At 59.3% G+C, this 19,928-nt stretch carries 19 protein-coding genes; 11 read left to right on the forward strand and 8 right to left on the reverse strand.

What is annotated here, in order from left to right; genetic code table 11:
• Positions 1-27: 27 nt before the first annotated feature.
• Positions 28-1,035 carry a hypothetical protein gene (locus tag OXG98_09245; GenBank protein MCY3772192.1) on the reverse strand — a complete coding sequence of 336 codons (1,008 nt, stop codon included), beginning with the start codon at positions 1,033-1,035 and terminating at the stop codon, positions 28-30.
• Between the two features lie 335 nt (positions 1,036-1,370).
• On the opposite strand from OXG98_09245, the gene OXG98_09250 reads away from it, so the two are divergent.
• The 11 genes from OXG98_09250 to dgoD all read left to right on the forward strand — a co-directional run bounded on the left by OXG98_09250 (position 1,371) and on the right by dgoD (position 14,060).
• Positions 1,371-2,297, forward strand: coding sequence for an SMP-30/gluconolactonase/LRE family protein (locus tag OXG98_09250; protein ID MCY3772193.1), 927 nt, complete (start codon positions 1,371-1,373; stop codon positions 2,295-2,297).
• Positions 2,298-3,842 (forward strand): D-aminoacylase, encoded by a 1,545-nt coding sequence (locus OXG98_09255; protein ID MCY3772194.1) that lies wholly within the window; start codon positions 2,298-2,300, stop codon positions 3,840-3,842.
• A 21-nt stretch (positions 3,843-3,863) separates the two neighbouring features.
• Positions 3,864-5,666 carry a M3 family oligoendopeptidase gene (locus OXG98_09260; protein ID MCY3772195.1) on the forward strand — a complete coding sequence of 601 codons (1,803 nt, stop codon included), beginning with the start codon at positions 3,864-3,866 and terminating at the stop codon, positions 5,664-5,666.
• Between the two features lie 31 nt (positions 5,667-5,697).
• The gene (locus tag OXG98_09265; protein MCY3772196.1) at positions 5,698-6,450 is read left to right on the forward strand and encodes an NUDIX domain-containing protein; all 753 of its coding nucleotides are present in this window, start codon (positions 5,698-5,700) and stop codon (positions 6,448-6,450) included.
• A gap of 65 nt (positions 6,451-6,515) precedes the next feature.
• A complete protein-coding gene (locus tag OXG98_09270) occupies positions 6,516-7,850 on the forward strand; it encodes a hypothetical protein (GenBank protein ID MCY3772197.1) in 1,335 nt (444 codons plus the stop codon).
• A 14-nt stretch (positions 7,851-7,864) separates the two neighbouring features.
• A complete protein-coding gene (locus tag OXG98_09275) occupies positions 7,865-8,587 on the forward strand; it encodes an OmpA family protein (protein MCY3772198.1) in 723 nt (240 codons plus the stop codon).
• The gene (locus OXG98_09280; GenBank protein MCY3772199.1) at positions 8,584-9,429 is read left to right on the forward strand and encodes an HNH endonuclease signature motif containing protein; all 846 of its coding nucleotides are present in this window, start codon (positions 8,584-8,586) and stop codon (positions 9,427-9,429) included. Before OXG98_09275 ends, OXG98_09280 begins: the two co-directional genes overlap by 4 nt.
• Positions 9,422-10,828, forward strand: coding sequence for a sulfatase (locus OXG98_09285; GenBank protein ID MCY3772200.1), 1,407 nt, complete (start codon positions 9,422-9,424; stop codon positions 10,826-10,828). The genes OXG98_09280 and OXG98_09285 overlap by 8 nt, the downstream gene beginning before the upstream one ends.
• Before the next feature lie 171 nt (positions 10,829-10,999).
• Entirely contained in the window at positions 11,000-11,995 is a 996-nt protein-coding gene (locus OXG98_09290) for a Gfo/Idh/MocA family oxidoreductase (protein ID MCY3772201.1), read from the forward strand.
• 100 nt (positions 11,996-12,095) lie between these two features.
• Complete coding sequence (locus OXG98_09295) at positions 12,096-12,893, forward strand: sugar phosphate isomerase/epimerase (protein ID MCY3772202.1); 798 nt, start codon at positions 12,096-12,098, stop codon at positions 12,891-12,893.
• 63 nt (positions 12,894-12,956) lie between these two features.
• On the forward strand, positions 12,957-14,060 hold the full coding sequence (gene dgoD, locus OXG98_09300) for a galactonate dehydratase (GenBank protein MCY3772203.1): 1,104 nt from the start codon (positions 12,957-12,959) through the stop codon (positions 14,058-14,060).
• Here the strand turns inward: dgoD and OXG98_09305 are convergent.
• The 7 genes from OXG98_09305 to OXG98_09335 form a co-directional block, all read right to left on the reverse strand.
• Entirely contained in the window at positions 14,024-14,824 is an 801-nt protein-coding gene (locus OXG98_09305; protein MCY3772204.1) for a sugar phosphate isomerase/epimerase, read from the reverse strand. The genes dgoD and OXG98_09305 overlap by 37 nt on opposite strands.
• Complete coding sequence (locus OXG98_09310) at positions 14,821-16,212, reverse strand: sulfatase (GenBank protein ID MCY3772205.1); 1,392 nt, start codon at positions 16,210-16,212, stop codon at positions 14,821-14,823. Before OXG98_09310 ends, OXG98_09305 begins: the two co-directional genes overlap by 4 nt.
• Before the next feature lie 18 nt (positions 16,213-16,230).
• Positions 16,231-17,013: an aldolase/citrate lyase family protein gene (locus tag OXG98_09315; GenBank protein ID MCY3772206.1), complete on the reverse strand. Its 783-nt coding sequence runs from the start codon at positions 17,011-17,013 to the stop codon at positions 16,231-16,233.
• A gap of 82 nt (positions 17,014-17,095) precedes the next feature.
• A complete protein-coding gene (locus OXG98_09320) occupies positions 17,096-17,659 on the reverse strand; it encodes a helix-turn-helix transcriptional regulator (GenBank protein ID MCY3772207.1) in 564 nt (187 codons plus the stop codon).
• 188 nt (positions 17,660-17,847) lie between these two features.
• Complete coding sequence (locus OXG98_09325; protein ID MCY3772208.1) at positions 17,848-18,669, reverse strand: RraA family protein; 822 nt, start codon at positions 18,667-18,669, stop codon at positions 17,848-17,850.
• Between the two features lie 144 nt (positions 18,670-18,813).
• Positions 18,814-19,635 (reverse strand): prohibitin family protein, encoded by an 822-nt coding sequence (locus tag OXG98_09330; GenBank protein ID MCY3772209.1) that lies wholly within the window; start codon positions 19,633-19,635, stop codon positions 18,814-18,816.
• A 54-nt stretch (positions 19,636-19,689) separates the two neighbouring features.
• A partial coding sequence (locus OXG98_09335; GenBank protein MCY3772210.1) for a sorbitol dehydrogenase occupies positions 19,690-19,928 on the reverse strand: 239 nt, incomplete at its 5' end.

Consider the following 19,928-nt stretch of genomic DNA (forward strand, 5'->3'; position numbering starts at 1 on the left):
GTTCGATGCGATGTGCGACAGTTCAGGTCAGGCTGCGCCCAGCACCTCGCGGGCGGCCTGCGTGGTCTCGCGGACCTGGTCCAGGGTTCCCATCCCGAACATCGAGGCCGCCACGCCCATCTCGTTGAAGACGTACTCGAAGGCCTTGTGTCCGAGGTATCGACCGCCGGCCATCGGCTTGATGGCGATGACGGGCCTGCTGGCCTGCCTGATGGCGTCAATGGCCACGTCGCGCGTGGGGAACATGAAGGTGCCCGGGGCGTTGACGGTGGTCAGGTAGCCATCGACGGGGATGTTTTCGGCCTCAAGGAGCGGCAGGGTGACCCCGGCGTGGTGGACGCTCGTAATCACGGTGTCGAAGCGTTCACGCAGGAAGCCCAGGTACTCGCGGATCAGGTCGAAGCGCCCGGTCATCGAGAGGAGGTCGATTTCGGCGCCCGGGTCGGCGACGAGGATGTCGCATCCGGCGAAGAAGCCCAGGTACTGTTCCAGGACGCCGTAGTCGATCTCGAAACGCGCGGCGTCCGCCTCCGTGTACGGCGGCACGATCTCCGGCGTGACGATGCCGTCGAAGGTGTCGCCCAGGTTGTAGCGGATGATTTCGTCGCTATGAAAGTGCTCCCGGAAGGCTTCACCGGCCAGGGCATCGTTGCAGCCGTAGAAGGTCGAATGCGCGCGGTCGGAGTACGAGACGATTTCGCCGTCCAGCGTCACCGGGATCAGGATGTACGCCACCATGCCCATCCTGGTGCCGGTTTGTTGCTCGGTTTCCCAGATGGCCTGCAGGTGCAGCCGGTCGAGTTCGGGCAGCATGTGGTCCACCTGGATCGTGGTGATGCCGCCTTCTTCCACGGCATATCGCAGCACGTTGGCTACCGATTGAACGCGGCTGAAGACACGGTAATTCGAGGCATCCCGTTCTTTATCCTGATAGGAACAGCCGTCGTAGGGATGGATCCCCATGATCAGCCGAGGTACCTCGGCCTGGCCGATCCGGGTCGTGGGTACACCGCAGCCTTCCAGGTACGTTTTCATATCGAAACTCGTACGTCAGTTTGTAGATTCAATTTGGATGTATTGCCCCAAGTAGATGCTTGCGAGGCGACAGGAAAAACGGGTCGCGCTTCCGATAATATAGTACTCCATGCACCAGCGCGCAAGTCCCGGCCGTCTCGCCACATGCGTTCCGAGAATCCCTCAGCAGTCCCTCGTGTTTTTAAACCTATGTCCCGCCTTGACCCGTACCGTGTTTTGGTATATATACTTGCAATCCCGCCGAAACGTCCTCCCTCGGCGGTACTGTTCGAACACCATACTGTCTGTGAAAAAACCAGCTATTGGCATCACGATTGCGCACCGGGAGCAATGCCATGATGGCGACTATTGAGAAGATCGCGGAAGTCGAAGCGATGGTGGGCGAGGGACCGGTCTGGGATCCGGACAGCAGGACGCTGATCTGGACCGACATCCGGACCGGTCGATTGTTTCACTACGATCCTGCGACGAATCAGAACCGGCAGGTGCACGACGGTTTCAACGTCGGCGGGTTCTCCTTCAACGAATACGGCGGTCTCGTGGCGTGTATTTGGGACGGCATTGTTCTCTGGAATTCCGACGACGACTGGGTTCGGGTTTTCGACGAGACGCATGAGGGAGAACCGCTGCGCTTCAACGACGTGACGGCCGATCCCGGCGGGCGGATGTTCGCCGGCTCCCTGATCGACGACGGTCTGGGCAAGTTGTACCGCTTCGATCCCGATGGCAGCGTGGAAGTCATCGAAGAGGGGATTGGCTGCAGCAACGGCATGGGATACTCGCCGGACGAAACGGTCATGTACTACACCGATTCCGCCGTGCGGACGATCTACGCCTACGATTACGACAGGACGAGCGGCTCCGTCTCCAACCGGCGCGATTTCGTCAAGCTGCCCGATACGGCGGGGGTTCCGGACGGGATGACCGTCGATGCCGAAGGATTCGTCTGGACGGCCGTCTGGTTCGACGGATGTATCGTCCGGTTCGACCCCGACGGCGTGGAGGAGCGCCGCATCGCGCTGCCGGCGATACAGACTTCGAGCGTTATGTTCGGAGGAACGGACCTGACGGACATTTACGTGACGACCGCCGGAACGTCGCTGGAACCCGGTTCGCCCCTCGATCCGAAGGACTACGACTGGCAGGCATACGGCGAGAATTACCGCGGCGGCGGCCTGTTCCGCGTGCGCCAGGACATCCAGGGCAAACCCGAATACATGGCCCGTTTCCCGTGGCCGGATAAACCAGGACAGGAGGAATGAATGGCCTTCGATGTCGTCATTCGCGGCGCTGATGTAATCGATGGTACCGGGCAGACGAACCGGTACCGTGCGGACGTGGGGTTGCGGGACGGCCGCGTGGCGGGGATCGGAGACCTGTCGGATGTGGATACCGCCCGGACGATTGACGCCAGCGGCCATATCGTCTGCCCCGGCTTCATCGACGTCCACGTTCACTCCGAGAATTCCCTGCTGGGCGGCCGGGACCAGATGGGCGGCCTCCGGCAGGGCGTGACGACCCATTTGCTGGCGCCGGACGGCTTCGGCTGGGCCGGCCTGTCGCGCGAAGAGGCCCTACCCTTATGGCATTACACGCAGTTCGCCTACGGCGAACCCCTTAAGCCGGTCGACTGGCCCACCATCGAGTCCTACCTGGACCTCTTCCCCGGCCGCTCACCCGCCAACGTGTATCCCCAGGTGCCGCACTGCGCCGTGCGCGTCAAGGCCATGGGCTGGGACCCGGGGCCGCCCACGCCGGACCAGCTGAAGGTCATGGAAGCGGAGACCCGCGCGTGGATGGAAGCCGGCGCAGGCTGCCTGTGCCTGGGACTGGACTACCAGCCCAGCGCCAACGCGCCCTTCGAGGAGCTGGTGGCGCTTTGCAAGGTCGCCCTAGAGTACGACGGGATCTACGCCGCCCACCTGCGGTACCAGATCCTTGGGCGGGAACGGGCATGGCAGGAGATCATCGACCTGCACCGGGCCAGCGGCATTCCCGTTCACGTGTCCCACGAGCGTGTCGACGACATGTCGGGCCGGATCCTGGATCAGGCCGTGAAAGACGGGGTGGACATCACCTTCGAATCCTATCTCTACCCGGCCGGCATGACCCACATCACCATGCAGTTGCCCATGTGGGTGCAAACGGGCAGTCCCGACGAAGTGCTCGAGCGAATGCGTCAGCCGGAAACCCGCCAAAAAGCCCTGGAGCATCTGAAATCGACGAACCTGGCGGACCGCCAGTACATCGGCTATACCCGTTCCGGCGAATTTGCGGGGATGACTCTGGGCGAGGCCGCGCGGAGCGTGAACAAGTCCAACGAGGAATTCGCCTACGACCTCGTGCTCGATGAAGACGGCATCCAGGCCTTCGTCATGTTCTGGCCTGCGCCGGAAGCGGAAGTCGACGCCGTGCTGAACCAGACGGCGCCCCATCCCCTCATGATGGTCGCCAGCGACGGCGTCTATGACTGTACCCATCCCCATCCCCGGGGACAGGGATGCTTCGCCCAGATGCTCAGGAAGTTCGTCCGAGAGCGTGGACTGCTATCCCTGGAGGAAGCGGTTTACAAGATGAGCGGCTTTCCGGCGGAACGATACAGGCTGAAAGACCGGGGCGCCCTCCGCGAAGGCGCTCCCGCGGACGTGGTCGTCTTCGATCCCCACACCGTTGCCGACCGGGCCACCTTCGAAGCGCCGATTCAGCCTCCCGACGGCATTCCCCATGTCTTCGTCAACGGCATTCCCGTCATCGAAAACCACGAGCCCACGGAACACCGTCCGGGCCAGGTCCTGCGCAGAGGATAGGAAGGGACGCGTTGTAGATACATGGATTGGGATCTGGCATCTTACTTTCCAGCCTTCGACGGTCCTGAAATGCGCCGTTTCAAGGCCGACCTCCGGGACGATTTGGATGCGTTGCTGACCGGTGCCTCGGATACGGCCCCATTGGGTTCCGATAACCAGGAGGCGTGGGAGCGGATCGTTCTCTCTTTCGAAGACGTCGTCACCCGGTTGCGACACCTGGGTTCCTACGTTTCCTGTATTACCTCCGCGGACGCGAACAACGAGGATTTCGCCGCGGAGGAAGGCGCATTGAGCCTGCTGGACGCCCAGATGTCCAAGATCCTCGTGGAGCTGCAGCGGGGGTTCAAGTCCCCTTCCGACGAGGAATTCGAAGCTTTCACTTCCCGCCCCGCCCTCCGGGACGCCCAATTCCGCATTGCACGGATCCGGGAGCAATCCCGGTTCACCATGTCCACCGAGGAAGAGCACCTGGCGTCGGACCTGGGCGTAGACGGCATCGAGGCCTGGGGACGTCTATACGACCGGGTCTCGGGTAAGCTGACCTTTGGTATGGCCTATCCGGACGGACGGCTGGAGCAGGTGCCCATGTCGCAGCGCCGCGCCTTGATGGAACACCCCGACCGGCGCGTGCGCCGCGCCGCCTTCGAAGGCGGCAACGAGGCCTGGGCATCGATCGAGACCGTTCCGGCCGCCGCGTTGAACGCCATCGGAGGTACGCGGTTGACCCTGTACCGCCATCGCGGCATGGACCATTATCTGGATAAGGCCCTCTTCCAGGCGGCCATCTCCCGCGAAACGCTGGACGCCATGTTCGAAGCGGTGTTCTCGGAAATCGACGTCGCCCGAAGCATCCTGGCGTACAAGGCGCGCCTCATGGGCGGCCGCACATTGGGATGGTATGATCTCTCGGCTCCCTTGACCGTAGAGAACAAGGACGAGCCGTCCTGGGAAGATGCCAGGACCCTGGTGCATCGGGCCTTCTCCGCCGGATATCCCGCATTGGCGGACTACACGGCAGAAGCCTATGAGAAAAACTGGATCGACTGGTCGCCCCGGCCGGGCAAGCGTCCCGGCGCCTTCTGCACGGGATCTCCCCTGACGAAAGAGTCCCGTGTCTACATGACATACAACGACAACATGGGCGACATGTTGACGCTGGCCCACGAACTGGGACACGCCTTTCACGGCCATCTGATGCGTGAGGAACGAACGCTGAACCGTGCCTACCCCATGACCCTGGCCGAATCCGCTTCCACTTTCGGCGAGATGCTGCTCATGCGCGGGTTGATGGAGGAGCCGGACATCAGCACCGAAACCAGGGCTTTTCTCTTAAACCTGGAGGCCAGCGACGGCGCCACCTACCTGCTGGACATTCCAGTGCGATTCGAATTCGAGAAGGCCTTCCACGAAGAACGGACGGCTGGAGAGGTCAGCATAAGCAGGCTGAAGGAACTGATGGTCGAGACCCAGCGCCGCGTGCTCGGTGGCGTGCTGGATCCAGATGGCGGAGATCCCTATTTCTGGGCGTCGAAGCTCCATTTCTACATCACGGACACCACGTTCTACAATTTCCCCTATACCTTCGGCTACCTGCTCAGCCGGGGTCTCTTCGCCCAGTACGAGAGGCAAGGTCCGGACTTCCTGCCGGGATACGAGCAGTACCTGAAGCTGACCGGCAGCGATACGGCGGAAAATGTGGTGCGACGAAGTACGGGACTCGAACTTACGGAACCCGCATTCTGGTCTGACGCCATTCGCGGTCTGGAGGGCGTTCTGGATCAGTTGAAGGTCAGCGTGGCCGGGAGCCGGGCCGTGCTGAACTAGCAGGATCGCCGGAGTGAAAGGACCGAAGTATATGACAAAGGTCATCGAGGGGGAGCGCAACCGTTTCCACGGCGTGGAAGTCGGTTCGGACGCCCTGCCCGACACAGCGGACGGCTTTATGGAGCGCCTGGACCACTCGATCCGGGAGTGGAAGGCAGAGGGCCTCCAGGTCGCCTGGTTCAAGGTTCCCCTGTCCCGCGCCTTTCTCATTCCCGCACTGGTGGACGCGGGAAGTGTATTTCACCACAGTACCACCGACTACCTGATGCTGACGCTTCGCCTGGCCGAAGGCGCGTTCGTGCCGATGTACGCGACGCATTACATCGGCGCCGGCGGCGTGGTGATAAACGAAAAGAACGAACTGCTCGTGGTCTGCGAACGGTTTCGCGGGGGCCGCGCGCCGTACTACAAGCTGCCCGGCGGAGCGCTGCAGCCGGAGGAGCACCTGGCCGAAGGCGTCGTCCGCGAAGTATTCGAGGAAACGGGCGTGCCGACCCGCTTCGACGGCCTGGTCTGCTTCCGCCACTGGCACGGTTACCGCTACGACAAGTCCGATATTTACTTCGTCTGCCGCCTGAAGCCGCTTCACCAGATCATCAAGATGCAGGCTTCCGAGATCGAAGAATGCCTTTGGATGTCCGTGGCGACCTACATGGGCTCGGAGAACGTCAGCCAGTTCAACAAGCTCATCGTCAAGGCCGCCGTGGAGAACCAGGGATTGAAGGAAACCTGGGTCGACGGCTACGGAGACCCGGACCGGTACGAGTTTTTCATGCCGGAGTAGGGCAGTGATCATATAGAGCGGACTATTGTTATGGTCTCTTTGAATGTACGTGGGAGTAAACCCGGATGAGCACTTATGTGATAATATCCACTTTCGTCGTCGCGATTATCCTGGTGGTCTTTGTTTTCAGGAAACACGTAAACTCCACGGCTTCCCTGGTAACTGTGATCGGGGTGCTTGGGACTTTCTGTGGAATAGCATGGGGACTTGCGCATTTTAACCCTGCGAATCCTGACGAAAGCATACCCGAATTGCTCGACGGGTTGATGTTCGCGTTCTTGACCTCTATTTGCGGGATATTCGCGTCAGTTGTCATCAAGCTGACCGAGTTGTACAAAATGAAGAAAAGAACGGATTCGGAGGAATCGCAGCCTGTTGTCGGAGCGACGATTGACGATTTGGCGGCAACCCTGGTGGATATCCTGAGTGCGATACAGAACGGCGCTAAAGAAAACAGGGAGACATTGAAATCAGTTGAGGCTGCATTAACCGGGGATGGTGAAAGCACCGTTCTCACTCAGCTGCAAAAACTCAGAACCAGCTTCTTGGATAAACAGGACGAAGTCATTCGGGCTATAACGGCATTTTCAGATCAAGTCGCCGAAGACAATACAAACGCGTTGATAGAAGCGCTCGAATCTGTTATGAGGGATTTCAATACGAAGATAAACGAACAATTCGGGGACAATTTCAAGCACCTGAATGAAGCCGTTGGCCGTGTCAATGACTGGCAGGAACAGTATCGGTTACAAATGAATGACCTTGCCGACGTAATTGCAGCCGCGATGGAGAGCATGGATAAATCGCGTCAGACACTGGAGACAATCACCAAACAGTCCGATGTATTTGTCGCCACCGCTAATCACCTAGAACCTGTTCTTCAAACGCTTCAGGAACAGTTGGTGTCAATGAACAATCAGATGGAAGCGTTCAGCACTCTGAGTGAAAATGCCCGTGTTGCATTTCCACTGATAGAAGAACGCCTTGAAAAACTGACCACCGAGTTTTCTGAAGCCGCGTTGGATACCATAAGCAGATCCCAAGAGGATGTAAGGAACCAACGACGCAATCTCGACAGACATGCCTCGCAATTCGATGAATTAGTCCAAAAGACCCACGAGCAGTTTGAAAAACTGATTAATGATACAAACACAAAACTGACCGCGGAGTCCGAAAGAGTTTTCACGGAAAGCACACGACAAATTGCTCAGCAAATCAGCGTGTTAGACAAGGCGTTGGAGAAGGCGCTTACAGAGTCGATCAACTCGATGGGTAACCAACTCGCAAGCCTCTCAACCAAGTTTGTCGAGGATTACGGTCCCCTTACATCTAGGCTCCGCGAAGTTGTTAGGTTGGCAGACGGCCTGCCGAGCAATACTGATTCAAACCCCGACAGTTAATGGATGTAACGAACATGGAACTGACCCCGACAAGCCAGAAAGAAACCGAAGAAACATGGATTTCGATCTCGGACATGATGGCCGGTCTGATGGTGATATTTCTCTTTATTGCAATAAGTTACATGCTATATGTCAGATCTGAAAAAGACAAGATTGAACAGATCGCCCATACTTATAACCAGCTACAGTCCGCATTGATAGACAGCCTCAATAATGAATTCAGGTACGACTTCGAAAAGTGGAATGCTGAACTGGTCGATACTACACTATCAATTCAGTTCAGGGCTAATCGGTTAAATGTGCTGTTCGGGCAAGGCGAGGCCAAGTTACGTCCGTATTTCCAGAATATCCTGAGCGAGTTCTTTCCACGTTATTTGGAAGTTCTAAAGCAATTTAAAGACGAAATCACGGAAATTAGAATAGAGGGGCATACCTCCAGTGAGTGGATTACCGGTGTAGGACCTGACAAAGCCTATATCCTGAATATGGAACTTTCGCAGGGAAGGACTCGAAGCGTGCTCGAGTTTGTGTTGCAAATGCCTTCTATAGAGCAACAGGATAGAAATTGGATCAAAGGGGTGTTGACCGCGAACGGTCTGTCTTCAAGCCAGTTGCTGTTTGTAGAGGGCACTGAAGACAGAGAAGACAGAGTAAAATCCAGAAGAGTGGAATTCAGGGTACAGACTAACGCGGAAAAACGAATCGATATTATCGTGAATCAAAAACAGGGATCATGAATCTACCTGATTTCAAGCAGCATGAGTTGTTCAACCGGTTTAGAAGAATGATGAACGCCCGATTGGTAGACTGGAGCGAGGGCGGACTGTGGAATTCCATCGATATTGATGAGATACTGGAAACGACCGGTCATGACATTTCGCCAGAGGAATTAACCATAGCAGGAGATGGAACCCTGGAATACAAAGGCCGTAAAGTAGTGGTTTACATTCGTGACCAGCGTGTTCAGTACCAACCATACAAGTTTCATGTTGCCGACTGCAAGAAGTTGACAGAAATGAGGGATAATGATCGATACCATAGATATGTAGTGTCAAATAGAACGGACGGTACATTCACCGTAAACTCATATGACCGAGGTCAGATTGTAGAAAAGGACGCCACAAAGAAAATGTCAATATGTAGGTATTGTCTAATTCGTTTAAATTACAATGGTTATGCGAATCGGGATGATCAGTCACGGAACAGGATTCTCGAGTCGTTTGAACTGGATAAGTTTTTTAGAAGATACTCTTCACATATCACAATTGAACCGACACACACGAACGTCACCGCACCGGCTGACAGTTATACTGTTCATTGGGAACAAATCTCCCGATTATTCAAGGCACGTAAGAACTGGCAATGTGAAGAATGCCAAGTTTCCCTGTATGACAGGCGAATGTACCTGCACGTTCACCACAAAGACGGAGACAAGAACAATAACAAACGCGAAAACCTCCAGGCTTTGTGCATAGCCTGCCACGCAAAGCTACCCCACCACGATCACTTGACACAACAACCTGAATACATCGCATACATTAACTGGAAACATACCATCCAAGGACCTACCCATGGCTAAAACGCGCCGCTACCGCAAGAAGCGTCCCAATATCGTCCTTTTGGGCGTCGATTCCCTTCTGGCCGATCACATGAGCTGCTACGGCTACGATCGACAGACCACGCCCCACATCGACCGGTTCGCCGAAGGCGGCGCGCTGTTTGAGAAGACGTACAGCGCCCATATCCCCACGACCAGCGCCTACGCGTCCATGCTGACCGGCCTGGACGCCTTCGGCACCCAGGTGGTGGCCTTGCGGCACAAGGGCGGGCTTCGGGAGGACGTGCAGACGCTGCCCGAGATCCTGCGGGAGCGTGGATACGCGACCACCAGCGTGGGCTTTGCTGGGAACCCGTCGGCCCGGGGTTTCGACAAGTACATCGAGTATCCGAGCTGGGGAAGCTGGAACGAGGGGCGCAGTCCCAAGGCGCAGGAGCTGAACAACGTGGCGATCCCGGAGCTGGACCGGCTTGCCAGGCAGCGCGGACCGTTCTTTCTGTTTCTGCGCCACATGGATCCCCATGCGCCGTACCTGCCGCCGGAGCCTTACGAGCGCATGTTCTATCACGGCGACGAGTGTGATCCCAAAAACAGGTCCATGGATCCGGTCATGGCGTTCAAGCCCTTTTGCGACTTCTTCGCCTCGTGGATGCCGCCGGGCATCACCGACAAGGATTACGTCATCGCCCAGTACGACGGCGCCGTGGCGTACATGGACGCCTGCATCCAGACGATCTTCAACGCCCTCGAGGCGCACGGCATCATGGACGAGACGATCGTGATCCTCAACGGAGACCACGGCGAGACGCTCTACGACCACGAATGCTGGTTCGATCACCACGGTCTCTACGACGTGACGCTCCACGTCCCGCTCATCATCCGGTATCCGGGCAGGATCCCCGCGGGAAGCCGGATTAGCGGATACAACCAACACAAGGACCTCGTGCCCACCATCATGGACCTGGCCGGGATCGACAGTGGGATCGACTTCGACGGAAACAGCCTGATGTCCCTGGTCGACGGCACGTTGCCTTCCTTCGACAGCGAGTTCTACATCACCGAGTGCACCTGGATGCGCAAGCACGGCTGGCGTACTCCGCAGTGGAAGCTGATGGTCGCCCTGGAGCCGGATTTTCATTTCAAGCCCCCGGTCGAGCTGTACAACGTGGTGGAGGACCCGGACGAGAATAACAACCTGGCCGAAGAGCTTCCAGAGGTGGTGAACCTGCTCAAGCGGCAGATGAACAGCTGGATCCGGAAGCGGGTGCGGGAGACCGGCAAGCGTAATCCCATGCTTACCCAGGGCGACTGGCACGGGCACGAGGGGGTCGGCGCTTTCAAGTCCTCACAGCAGGCCTACGATACGATGCACATCGGAGATCCCAACCAGGCCGCCAGCCTGCAGGCGCGTAGTCGGTGATGAGGGTCGATTCGAGTGGGTCGGAAGTCGTCCTCACTTCGTGGGAGCCCGCAAGGAAGACCTGACCAGGTCCGCACGAGCCGGGATGATGTAGTTGAGCAAGTGACTGAAATATCATAATTTAACACGCACAATGGAAGTAGCGCGATTTGCGCAAAGGAGCGATTGACGATGGGCTTGAATATCGCGGTGGTGGGCATGGGCGGCATCGGTAACAATCATGCTCGGAACTACCAGGCACATGACGCCTGCACGATCGTGGCTGTTTGTGATGCCATCAAGGACAAGGCCGACGAGGCAGCGCAGGCTTACGGCTGCCGGGCGTTCTACAGCGTCGGTGACCTGCTGAACAGCGGCCCGAAGGTTGACGCGGCCAGCGTCTGTACGGCCGGCGTGGAAAACGGCGGGGATCACTACGAACCTACGATGGAACTGCTGGGCGGCGGCATCGCCGTGCTGGGCGAGAAGCCTATATCGAATGAGATCCCGAAGGCCCGGGAAATGGTCGCGCTGGCGCGGGAACGGGGCCTTCGCTACGGAATCAACCTCAATCACCGCTTCACGCCGGCCGCCCTGCGGGCGAAGGAATGGGTCGAGGCCGGCCGGCTGGGCGAACTGAACATCATCAACATGACGATGTGGATCAATAACCCCAACGAAAGCTCGCCCCACTTCCACATGCGGGCCCTCCATCCCCATTCCATTGATGTGATGCGCTATTTCTGCGGCGACGTGGCGAAGGTACAGGCCTTCTTCAGGAAGGGCAGGGGCCGGAAGATCTGGTCCAACGTTCAGGTCAACATGTTGTTCGAAAGCGGCATTGTCGGCCATCTGACCGGCAGCTACGATGCCGGGGGCAGTTACGGGCTGGAGACCTGCGAGGTCGTAGGCTCGGACGCCCGGTTCGTCCTGCGTGAGGCCTGCGAGCAGCTTGAGTTCTACCCCAGGCATTCCCGGGAAGTGGAAACCTATCAATACCTGGGCGGGATGATGGGCTTTTCCGAGACCTTCGGCTCGCGGATTACCCGCTGGATCGAGCAGAACCTGGAAGGCGCGGCGCCGGATGAGATCGACGCGAAGGCCGAGGACGCCCTGCGCGCCCAGTTGGTCATCGAGGCCGCCATCGAATCCTGGGACTCGAATTCTGTGGTGACGGTGCAGTACTGACAGTGATCGTCTTTCAGTGGTGATCGCCTTTCTGTATGGAAATTCGAGAACTGCCGGCGTATTTGGTTAAACGCGAGTCGTTAAACCCTAAGGAGAAAACATGAAGCTTGGCGCCAACTCGGTACTGTTCGGCGGGTACGATATGGAGACGGCCTTCAAGTATCTGGCCATGGCCGGGTATGACGGCATTGAAGTGTCCGCTATCAGCGGCATGAGCGAGCACCTGGTCCTGTCGGACTGGCGGAGCATCGCACCTGAAATCAAGCGGTTGTCGCGGGAGTACGGTCTGGAACTGCTGGCCATGGAGCAGCCATCACAGGATGAAGAGATCATGGAGTCCGCTTTCCAGGCCGCGGCCGAGACCGGCATCCCGATCATCAACTGTGGTCCCGGTGGCACCTCCGGTGAAGAGGATAGCCTGCAGGCATCCATAGACTCCCTGGGCAGGCTTTCGGGCAGGGCGGAGCAATACGGCATAACGCTCTGCGTCAAGGCCCACGTAGGCGCCAGCATCTACGACACCCCGACGACGCTGCGGGCCATGGAAGCTATATCATCGTCCGCCTTCGGGATCGACATGGACCCCTCCCATATCCACCGCGCCGATGAGAATCCGGTAGAGGCCATCAAGGCCGTACTTCCCCGTGTCCGCCACGTCCACATCCGCGACTGCAAGGGCCGCCAGGCCGGACCGGGCGCCCCCGAGGACCAGGCCAACGGCCGCGGCGATATCGACCTTGTGGGGTATATCCGTGCGCTGCACGAGGGCGGATACGATGGGCCGGTCAACCTCGAGGTCATCGGGGCCCGGGAGTATTCGCTGGAGCAGTGCTGCGTCATCGCCGCGGAGACCCGGGGCCACATGCAGGCTTGCTTACAGGCGTGTGGGGCGCGGTAACCACCAGGGTTAGGTAGACGTGCGGAGTGCGGTAGGGCGAATCTCAAACCGGAGAGGCACACCATGAAAATCACGAAGCTGGAGACGTTCCTCGTCAAACCCCGCTGGCTCTTTCTCAAGATGCATACCGACGAGGGGCTGGTGGGACTCGGCGAGCCCATCCTGGAGGGCCGGGCAAAGACCTGCGCCCAGGCCGTGGCGGAGCTGGAGCCGTACCTGATCGGCAAGGACCCGACCCGGGTGGTCCATCACTGGCAGGCCATGTACCGTCACGCCTTCTACCGGGGCGGCCCCATCTTGACCAGCGCGCTGAGCGGGGTGGAGCAGGCGCTGTGGGACCTTTCGGGCAAGGCCCTGGGCGTGCCGGTGTATAAGCTGCTGGGTGGTCCCACTCGGGACCGGATCCGCCTGTACAAGGGCGGGGGCGACCCGGAAACGATCAAGGACTGGATTGCACAGGGGTTCACCTGCTTCAAGACCGGACCGTACTCGGAGCGGCCGCCCAGGATCATCGAGAACAAGGCCTTTATAGACACAGCCGCCAACCATTTCGCCCGGCTCCGCGAAGTCGCCGGCCCGGAGATCGACCTCGCCATCGACTTCCACGGCGCGGTCAGTCCCCAGACGGCCAAGCTGCTCATCAAAGAACTCGAACCCTATCAGCCCTTCTTTGTGGAAGAACCGGTTCAGTGCCAGAACGTCGACGTGCTCGCCGAGATCGCCCGGGGCACCCACCTGCCCATCGCCACAGGAGAACGCGTCTTCACCAAGTGGGGGTTCAGGGAGATCGTGGAGAAGCAGGCCGCGTCCATTCTGCAGCCGGACCTGTGCCACGCGGGAGGCATCTTCGAGGTCAGGCTCATCGCGGGCATGGCCGAGGCCTATTACGGCGGAATTGCGCCCCACAATCCCTTGGGACCCATTTCCCTGGCCGCCTGCCTGCAGCTGGATGCTTCGATCCCCAATTTCGTCGCCCAGGAGCACACCACGCTGGGCGAGGGATACCTCAAGAAACCCTTCGTCTTCAAGGATGGATTCGTGGAACTGCCCACCGGGCCGGGTCTGGGGATCGAACTGGACGACGACGCCATGGAGGAGCAGATCGATCACGATTGGCGGAACGGAGAGAGCTACCTCGCCGATGACGGATCCGTGGTGGACTGGTAGAGGGCACGCACAAGCCGGTATCCATCTGCTATGGCAGCCAGCGGGTCGGGTAGCCCGGGGTTCATTTCGAGGCTGACCGGGCCGTCATATCCGATGTCGTTGAGCGTGGCCAGCGTGGTTTTCAGCACGTCCTCGGTGAGCACACCGTCGCACAGGGCCCAGTGGAGATCGGACACACCGTCGTTGTCGTCGAGATGGAAATAGCCCAGCCGGTCACCCGCCTTCGCAACCGCGCCGGCGGGATCTTCCTTCGAAATCTGCGCATGCCCGATGTCAAACAGCAGGTACAGGTTGTCGTGGCTTAGTTTCTCGATGTAGTCCAGGGTGTCCTGTACCGTCGCCAGCGCCTTCCCCGGAAAATGCTCGATGCACAGCTTGATCCCGTATCCGGGCGCCGCGTCGGCGAGGCCGGCCACGGACTCCCCGTACCGCTTCAGGGATTCCTCGCCACCCTCCTCTCCCGGCAACAGGTAGGCCCGTCCGATACCAGTCTCATGGGCGTATTCGAGGGCGCGTCGTGTATGTTCGATGGCCGCGCTCCGGGTGCCGTTGTCCGCCGCGTCGAGCGCAGCGCCTTCAGGCATCCCGAAACCCGTTGCCATGCACGCCGGCGTAAGCCCGAGGTCCGAGATCAGGCGGCGGGATTCGGCGGACCTGAAATCGAAGGGGCGATGATCGATATGACGCGGGCCCGCCTGTGCGATCCCCGTCAGCACGTCTGCTTCCGTCCCCGCCAGGGCCCATGTGCAGCAGGAAATCGTCATGATCCGGGTCCTCCTTGCTCGTACATCGCGTGATTGAACCGCTGGCCAAGCAGCAGCATGCCGGTTTCCGGGTCCCGGGGTCCGGTGTCGAAAGGATCGCCGGTTTCCGTCATCCACTGCCGGAGGCGCGCTTCGCAGTCCTCCTGAATCCCCCGGTAATCGGGATCGCCCGCCAGGTTCTTCATCTCGAAGGGATCGTCCCGCCGGTCGAAGAGCAGGGTGCTCCGCTGATTCTCGTGCCACCGCGCGTAAACCCATCGGTCGGTCCGTATCCCGCGCCAGAAGCCGACCCACTCGCCCCAGTGCGGCCATCCGGGTCCGAGAATCTGAAGATAGACCGAATCGTTGGCCGGGCCCGGCGCCCCCGCCAGCACGTGAGCCTGATTCATGCCCTGCACCCCGTCGGGCACGGGCACGTTCGCCATCCCCAGCAATGTAGGCATCATGTCCACGCTACTCACCAGGGCGTCGCTTCTCGTTCCCGGCGCGATCCGTCCCGGCAGCCGGGCGATGAAGGGAACGTGTATGGATTCCTCGTACGGGGTCGCCTTCGAGGCACGGAAGGACGGATGCATCCAGCGGTCCATGGGCTTTCCATAGCCGTGACTGCTGAGGTGGTCCCCGTGGTCGGAGGTGAAGACGACGAGGGTATCGTTTAGGACGCCAAGCCGTTCGAGCGCGTCGTCCAGCCTGCCGAACTGGTCGTCCAGCGCGGTTACGTTTCCGTAGTAGTGGGCGATCTCCCGCCGGGCGAAGGCGGCAAACTGCTCCGGAACATTGGGCGGCAGGTCCACCGTCTCCGGATCGTGGATATCGTACGCATCCGGATACTGGTCGTAGGGCCAGTGGGGCGGTCCCCAACTCAGCACGAGGGCAAAGGGCCGTTCCGCATGTTCCCGCACGTGTTCCTCCATGAAGCGGATTGCCAGCGAGGTTTCCGTTTCCGGCGCCCACCCCTCCATGTCGAATGGACCCTGTTCGTTCTCGTAGTAAGAGACGTCGTAGTAGTCGTGGTTGCAGTCGTAGGCTGCCATGTAGTCGAAGCCGTACCGGCCTTCCGCGGTATAGGGACCGTATCCCAGGTGCCACTTGCCGATGTAGGCCGTGCGGTAGCCGCGATCTCCCAGGACCTCCGGCAGTAGGACCTGGTCACGGCGCAACAGGGACTCGTTGTCCAAGACGCCGTTGACGTGGGAATAGCGTCCGGTCATGAGTTGACCGCGGTAGGGCGAGCAGATGGGACAACTGGAAAACACCTGGTCCAGCACCATGCCTTCGGCGGCGAGCCGGTCCAGGTTCGGGGTCTGTACGACGGGATTTCCGCTGGTACCCATGGCGGAGTACCGGTGCTGGTCGTCGAATACGAAGAGGATGTTGGGGCGGGACATGCATCGCCTTGGCCGGATCTACGAGCCATCCAGCGCCTTGCGCATCTCGTCTCCTTCCTGCTGCCAGTAACCGTGCAGTATGTGCACGTCCGTGCCGATGCAGAAATGGCGCACGCCAAGATCCAGATAATACCGGGCCTGGTCCGCGGTGTTGATTTCCGCGCGGGGGTTTCTGCCCGCCGCAAGGGACTTTTCGATCACCACGCGTTCGACCGATCTTACCGCTTCTCTCTGGCCGATCTTGCCCACGTTCACGGAATAGTCGGCCGGCCCCCACTGGATCATGTCGATCCCGTCGATTTCAAGGATTTCGTCCAGGTGATCCACCGCCGGCCCCTTTTCGATCATGGCTGCCACGACGATCTCATCCAGGGCGTTCACGTATTCCTGTCCGCCACCGTAACCCATGTAGGAAAATCTTCGCGTCGCCACGCCGTAGGTCCCGCGGGATTCGGGCGTATCCGGCCGCGCGATGTCCACGCAGGACCGGAAATCGTCCGGCGTCCGGCAGTCGGCGAAAAGTATGCTCTGAAATCCGGAACCTATGGCCCGCTGCGCCAGGAATCCCCGCGGTTCCTGGTCGACCTTGATCATCAGGCCGAGGTTGTGGAGTTCGGCGGCGCGGCCGAGGTTGTCCAGGTCATGCAGGTCGTAGGGGCCGTATTCTCCTACGAACTCGACATAGTCGTACCGGCCTGTATGGCCCACGAGTTCGACCACCGATGGCCAGACCGTGTGAATATGGGTGGCCAGGGAGGGCTGGCCGCCGTTGAGGATTTCCCGGAGCTTGTTCGGTCGCATGTGATGATTTCGCCTTTCCGCTGGTTCGTGTGGCCGCGTATTGAATTCTGTCTGAAACTCTGCGTTACGAAGGTTACGAACGTTACGACTCTTTCGACTTTATGGCCTCGAAAGCTTCGATAGCCTGTGTCGCCCAATCGATATGCATCCGCACCATGGAAATCTCCCGCTGCAGAGACAGGGCGAAGTGGGGCGAAGACTCGTCCTGCACCCGGGTCTGCGCGTTGAGGATGTTGGCATAGGCCTTGGCCTTGCGCCTTAAATCCGTGAGAAACCGCAGGGTTTCCGCACTGCTGACCGTATCCTCCATGAAACGGAACCGCAGCATCAGTTCGCCGAGATTGTCCCGCAAGTCGGATACGGCGAGCCGCTTGCACAACCAGGCGCGGAGCGCCTTCCGTCCTTTTTCGGTCACGTGAAACACTTCCCTTGGCTTCAAACGGGAGCGATGGACCACTTCGCTGTCTATAAACCCGTTTTTTTTCAGCAACTGGAGCGCGGGGTAGATCGAACCGGGACTGCTGCTGAAATGGCCCACGGACGCGTTTTCCATCTCCATGCGGACGTCGTAACCCGATCGGGGAAGCTGGTTCAGCATCCCCAGCAGGACGTATCCGAGCAAGGTGGGTGTATATTGTCTGGCCATATTAAAGTACGAATAGAATTAATACGATTCGATACAAATATATGTACCACGATCCAGCCCGCCAAGCACAAAATCCCCGCGGGCACGAATTTCCGGATCACATCCGTGCGCTCAAATATCCGGATCACATCCGTGCGCTCAATGGTATCGGTCAATGTGGTTTGTTATGGCTGGTGTAGTAATGACGCTCACTGGCCTTCCGCGGCCTGTTGCTTCCGCCAGACCTCGAATTCGACCGTCATTTCGGGAGTCCATTCGCGGTCGATCTCGCCGGGCGTGTAGGTGCCCTCGCGAAGCTGCTGGTGGCCCCAAGCGTCCCGCAACCTGGTTTCTTCCGATTCGATGACGACCTGTTCCGCCAGGTGCGGCGGAATGAAGATGATCCCTTCCCGCGTTCCGAGTACGATGTCTCCGGGCACGCAGGTAGCCTCGAGCCCGATGCGAACGGGTACGTTGATGCCGAGGAGGGTCACGTCGGCGATGGCCGTGGGATCGACCCCGCGGATGTAGGAGGCCATGGGAATTTCGTGGAGCCTCTGCAGGTCCCGGATGCCTCCGTCGATGACCATGCCCGTGCCGGTCTTGGCATAGATGGAATTGCCGAGGTTATCGCCGGCGAAGGTCCCGAACTTGACCTTTCCGAAAAGGTCGATGACGATCACGTCGTTGGGTTCGAGCGTATCGATCACCCAGGAGTTCTGGCCGCCGATGCAGCCATGTCTTGCGCCGTCGGCCTGGACCGCCGTTTCCAGGTCGGGCCGGGTGGGCACGTAGACCCCGGTCACCGCGCGGCCGACCAGGGTACGATCGGGGTGGAGGATCTGCCAGTCCCCCGCGAACTGGTAGTTGTATCCCTTTCCTCCGATGACGCCCCATGCTTCCTCGATGGTTACCTTCTTCATCCGTTCCAGAATGCTGTCAGGCACGACGGGGCGCCCGTCCGGACCCCGTTCGCCGTCCCACTGCGAGGTGACGGCTCGCGTGAACTCCGGACTGTTCAAACCGATCATGTATAACTCCTGTCTCCTTGTCGCCTGCGGGGATCGTTGATGAAGCGGTATTCGAACGCCTTACGCGTGCGAATATGGGCGCGCGCGTGTCCGCCCACGGTCTGCAGTTTATTCAGAACGTATTCGGACGCCTGCGTGTCCGCCCTACCTGGTCTGCGGCCCGAGCGTCTTCAGATCGATGAAGGGCATGGCCTGGCCGATGACCTGGGGGAAGTGGCCGTCCCATTTCTCGATCGCGCGAAGCTGCAGCAGCGTCGGCGTGATCGTGGCGCGCTGCAGGCGTTGCGCCTCGGCCTCGGCCTGGGCCTGGGCGACCTTCTGCTCGGCCTCGATGCGGATGCGTTCCAGGTCGCGCTGGGCCTTCAGGGCCTGCTGCTCGGCTGTCTGCTTGGCTTCGATCGCCATGTTGAAGGTCTGGGAAAAGGCGAAGTCGACGATATTGAACTCGTCCACGATCATGTTGAAGTTTATCAGACGCTCCGTGAGGGACTCCTTGATCTCATCCTTGACATCGGCGCGGCGCGTGATCAGTTCCTCCGCGGTGTACTGGGCGGATACCGCCTTGACGGCTTCCTGCACCGCCGGATCGATGACCCGCTCCTTGAAGAATATGCCGATTTCCTGATAGACCGTGTTCACCTGACCGGGATCCACGTGGTAGTTCAGCGCGATGGTGGACGAAACCGTCTGAAGGTCTTTGGTGGAAGCCGTGGCCGCGGTTTCCGATTTCTTGATCTTGACGTCGACGGGTATCACGTCCTCGATGAAGGGCAGCTTGAACTGCAGGCCTTCGGACAGGACGCGGTCCTGGACGCCGCCGAACTTGCTGAACACGACCCCACGTTCACCAGCGCCAATTACGGCATAGGAGTTGTACAACACCAGGAGCACGACGATACCTATGGCTATCTTCAGATAGGGTATGTTGCTGCCGGGAAGCTGCTCCCGGATATCATAGTCAGACATTTCTACTCCTCCTTCTACTGAGTGGACTGGCTGGAATTCGCGTTCGTGTGGTTTTCAGGCATTGATCTGAATCAACACTTTGAGGGAATCCCGGGCGGCGGCGGTGACCTCCATGCCCCGCCGCGTCTCCGACAATGGAAAACGGTGGGTTACGACCTGGTCGGAAGTCACCACACCCGCTTCGATCAGGTCCAGTGCCATGCGGGTGTCATCGGGACCGCAGGAATAGCTGCACACGATCGATACATCGTTAAAGTACAGGTCGAAGGGCCTGAAAGCAAGCACATCCTCCT

The sequence above is a fragment of the Gemmatimonadota bacterium genome (assembly GCA_026706345.1).
GTDB lineage: Bacteria > JAAXHH01 > JAAXHH01 > JAAXHH01 > JAAXHH01 > JAAXHH01.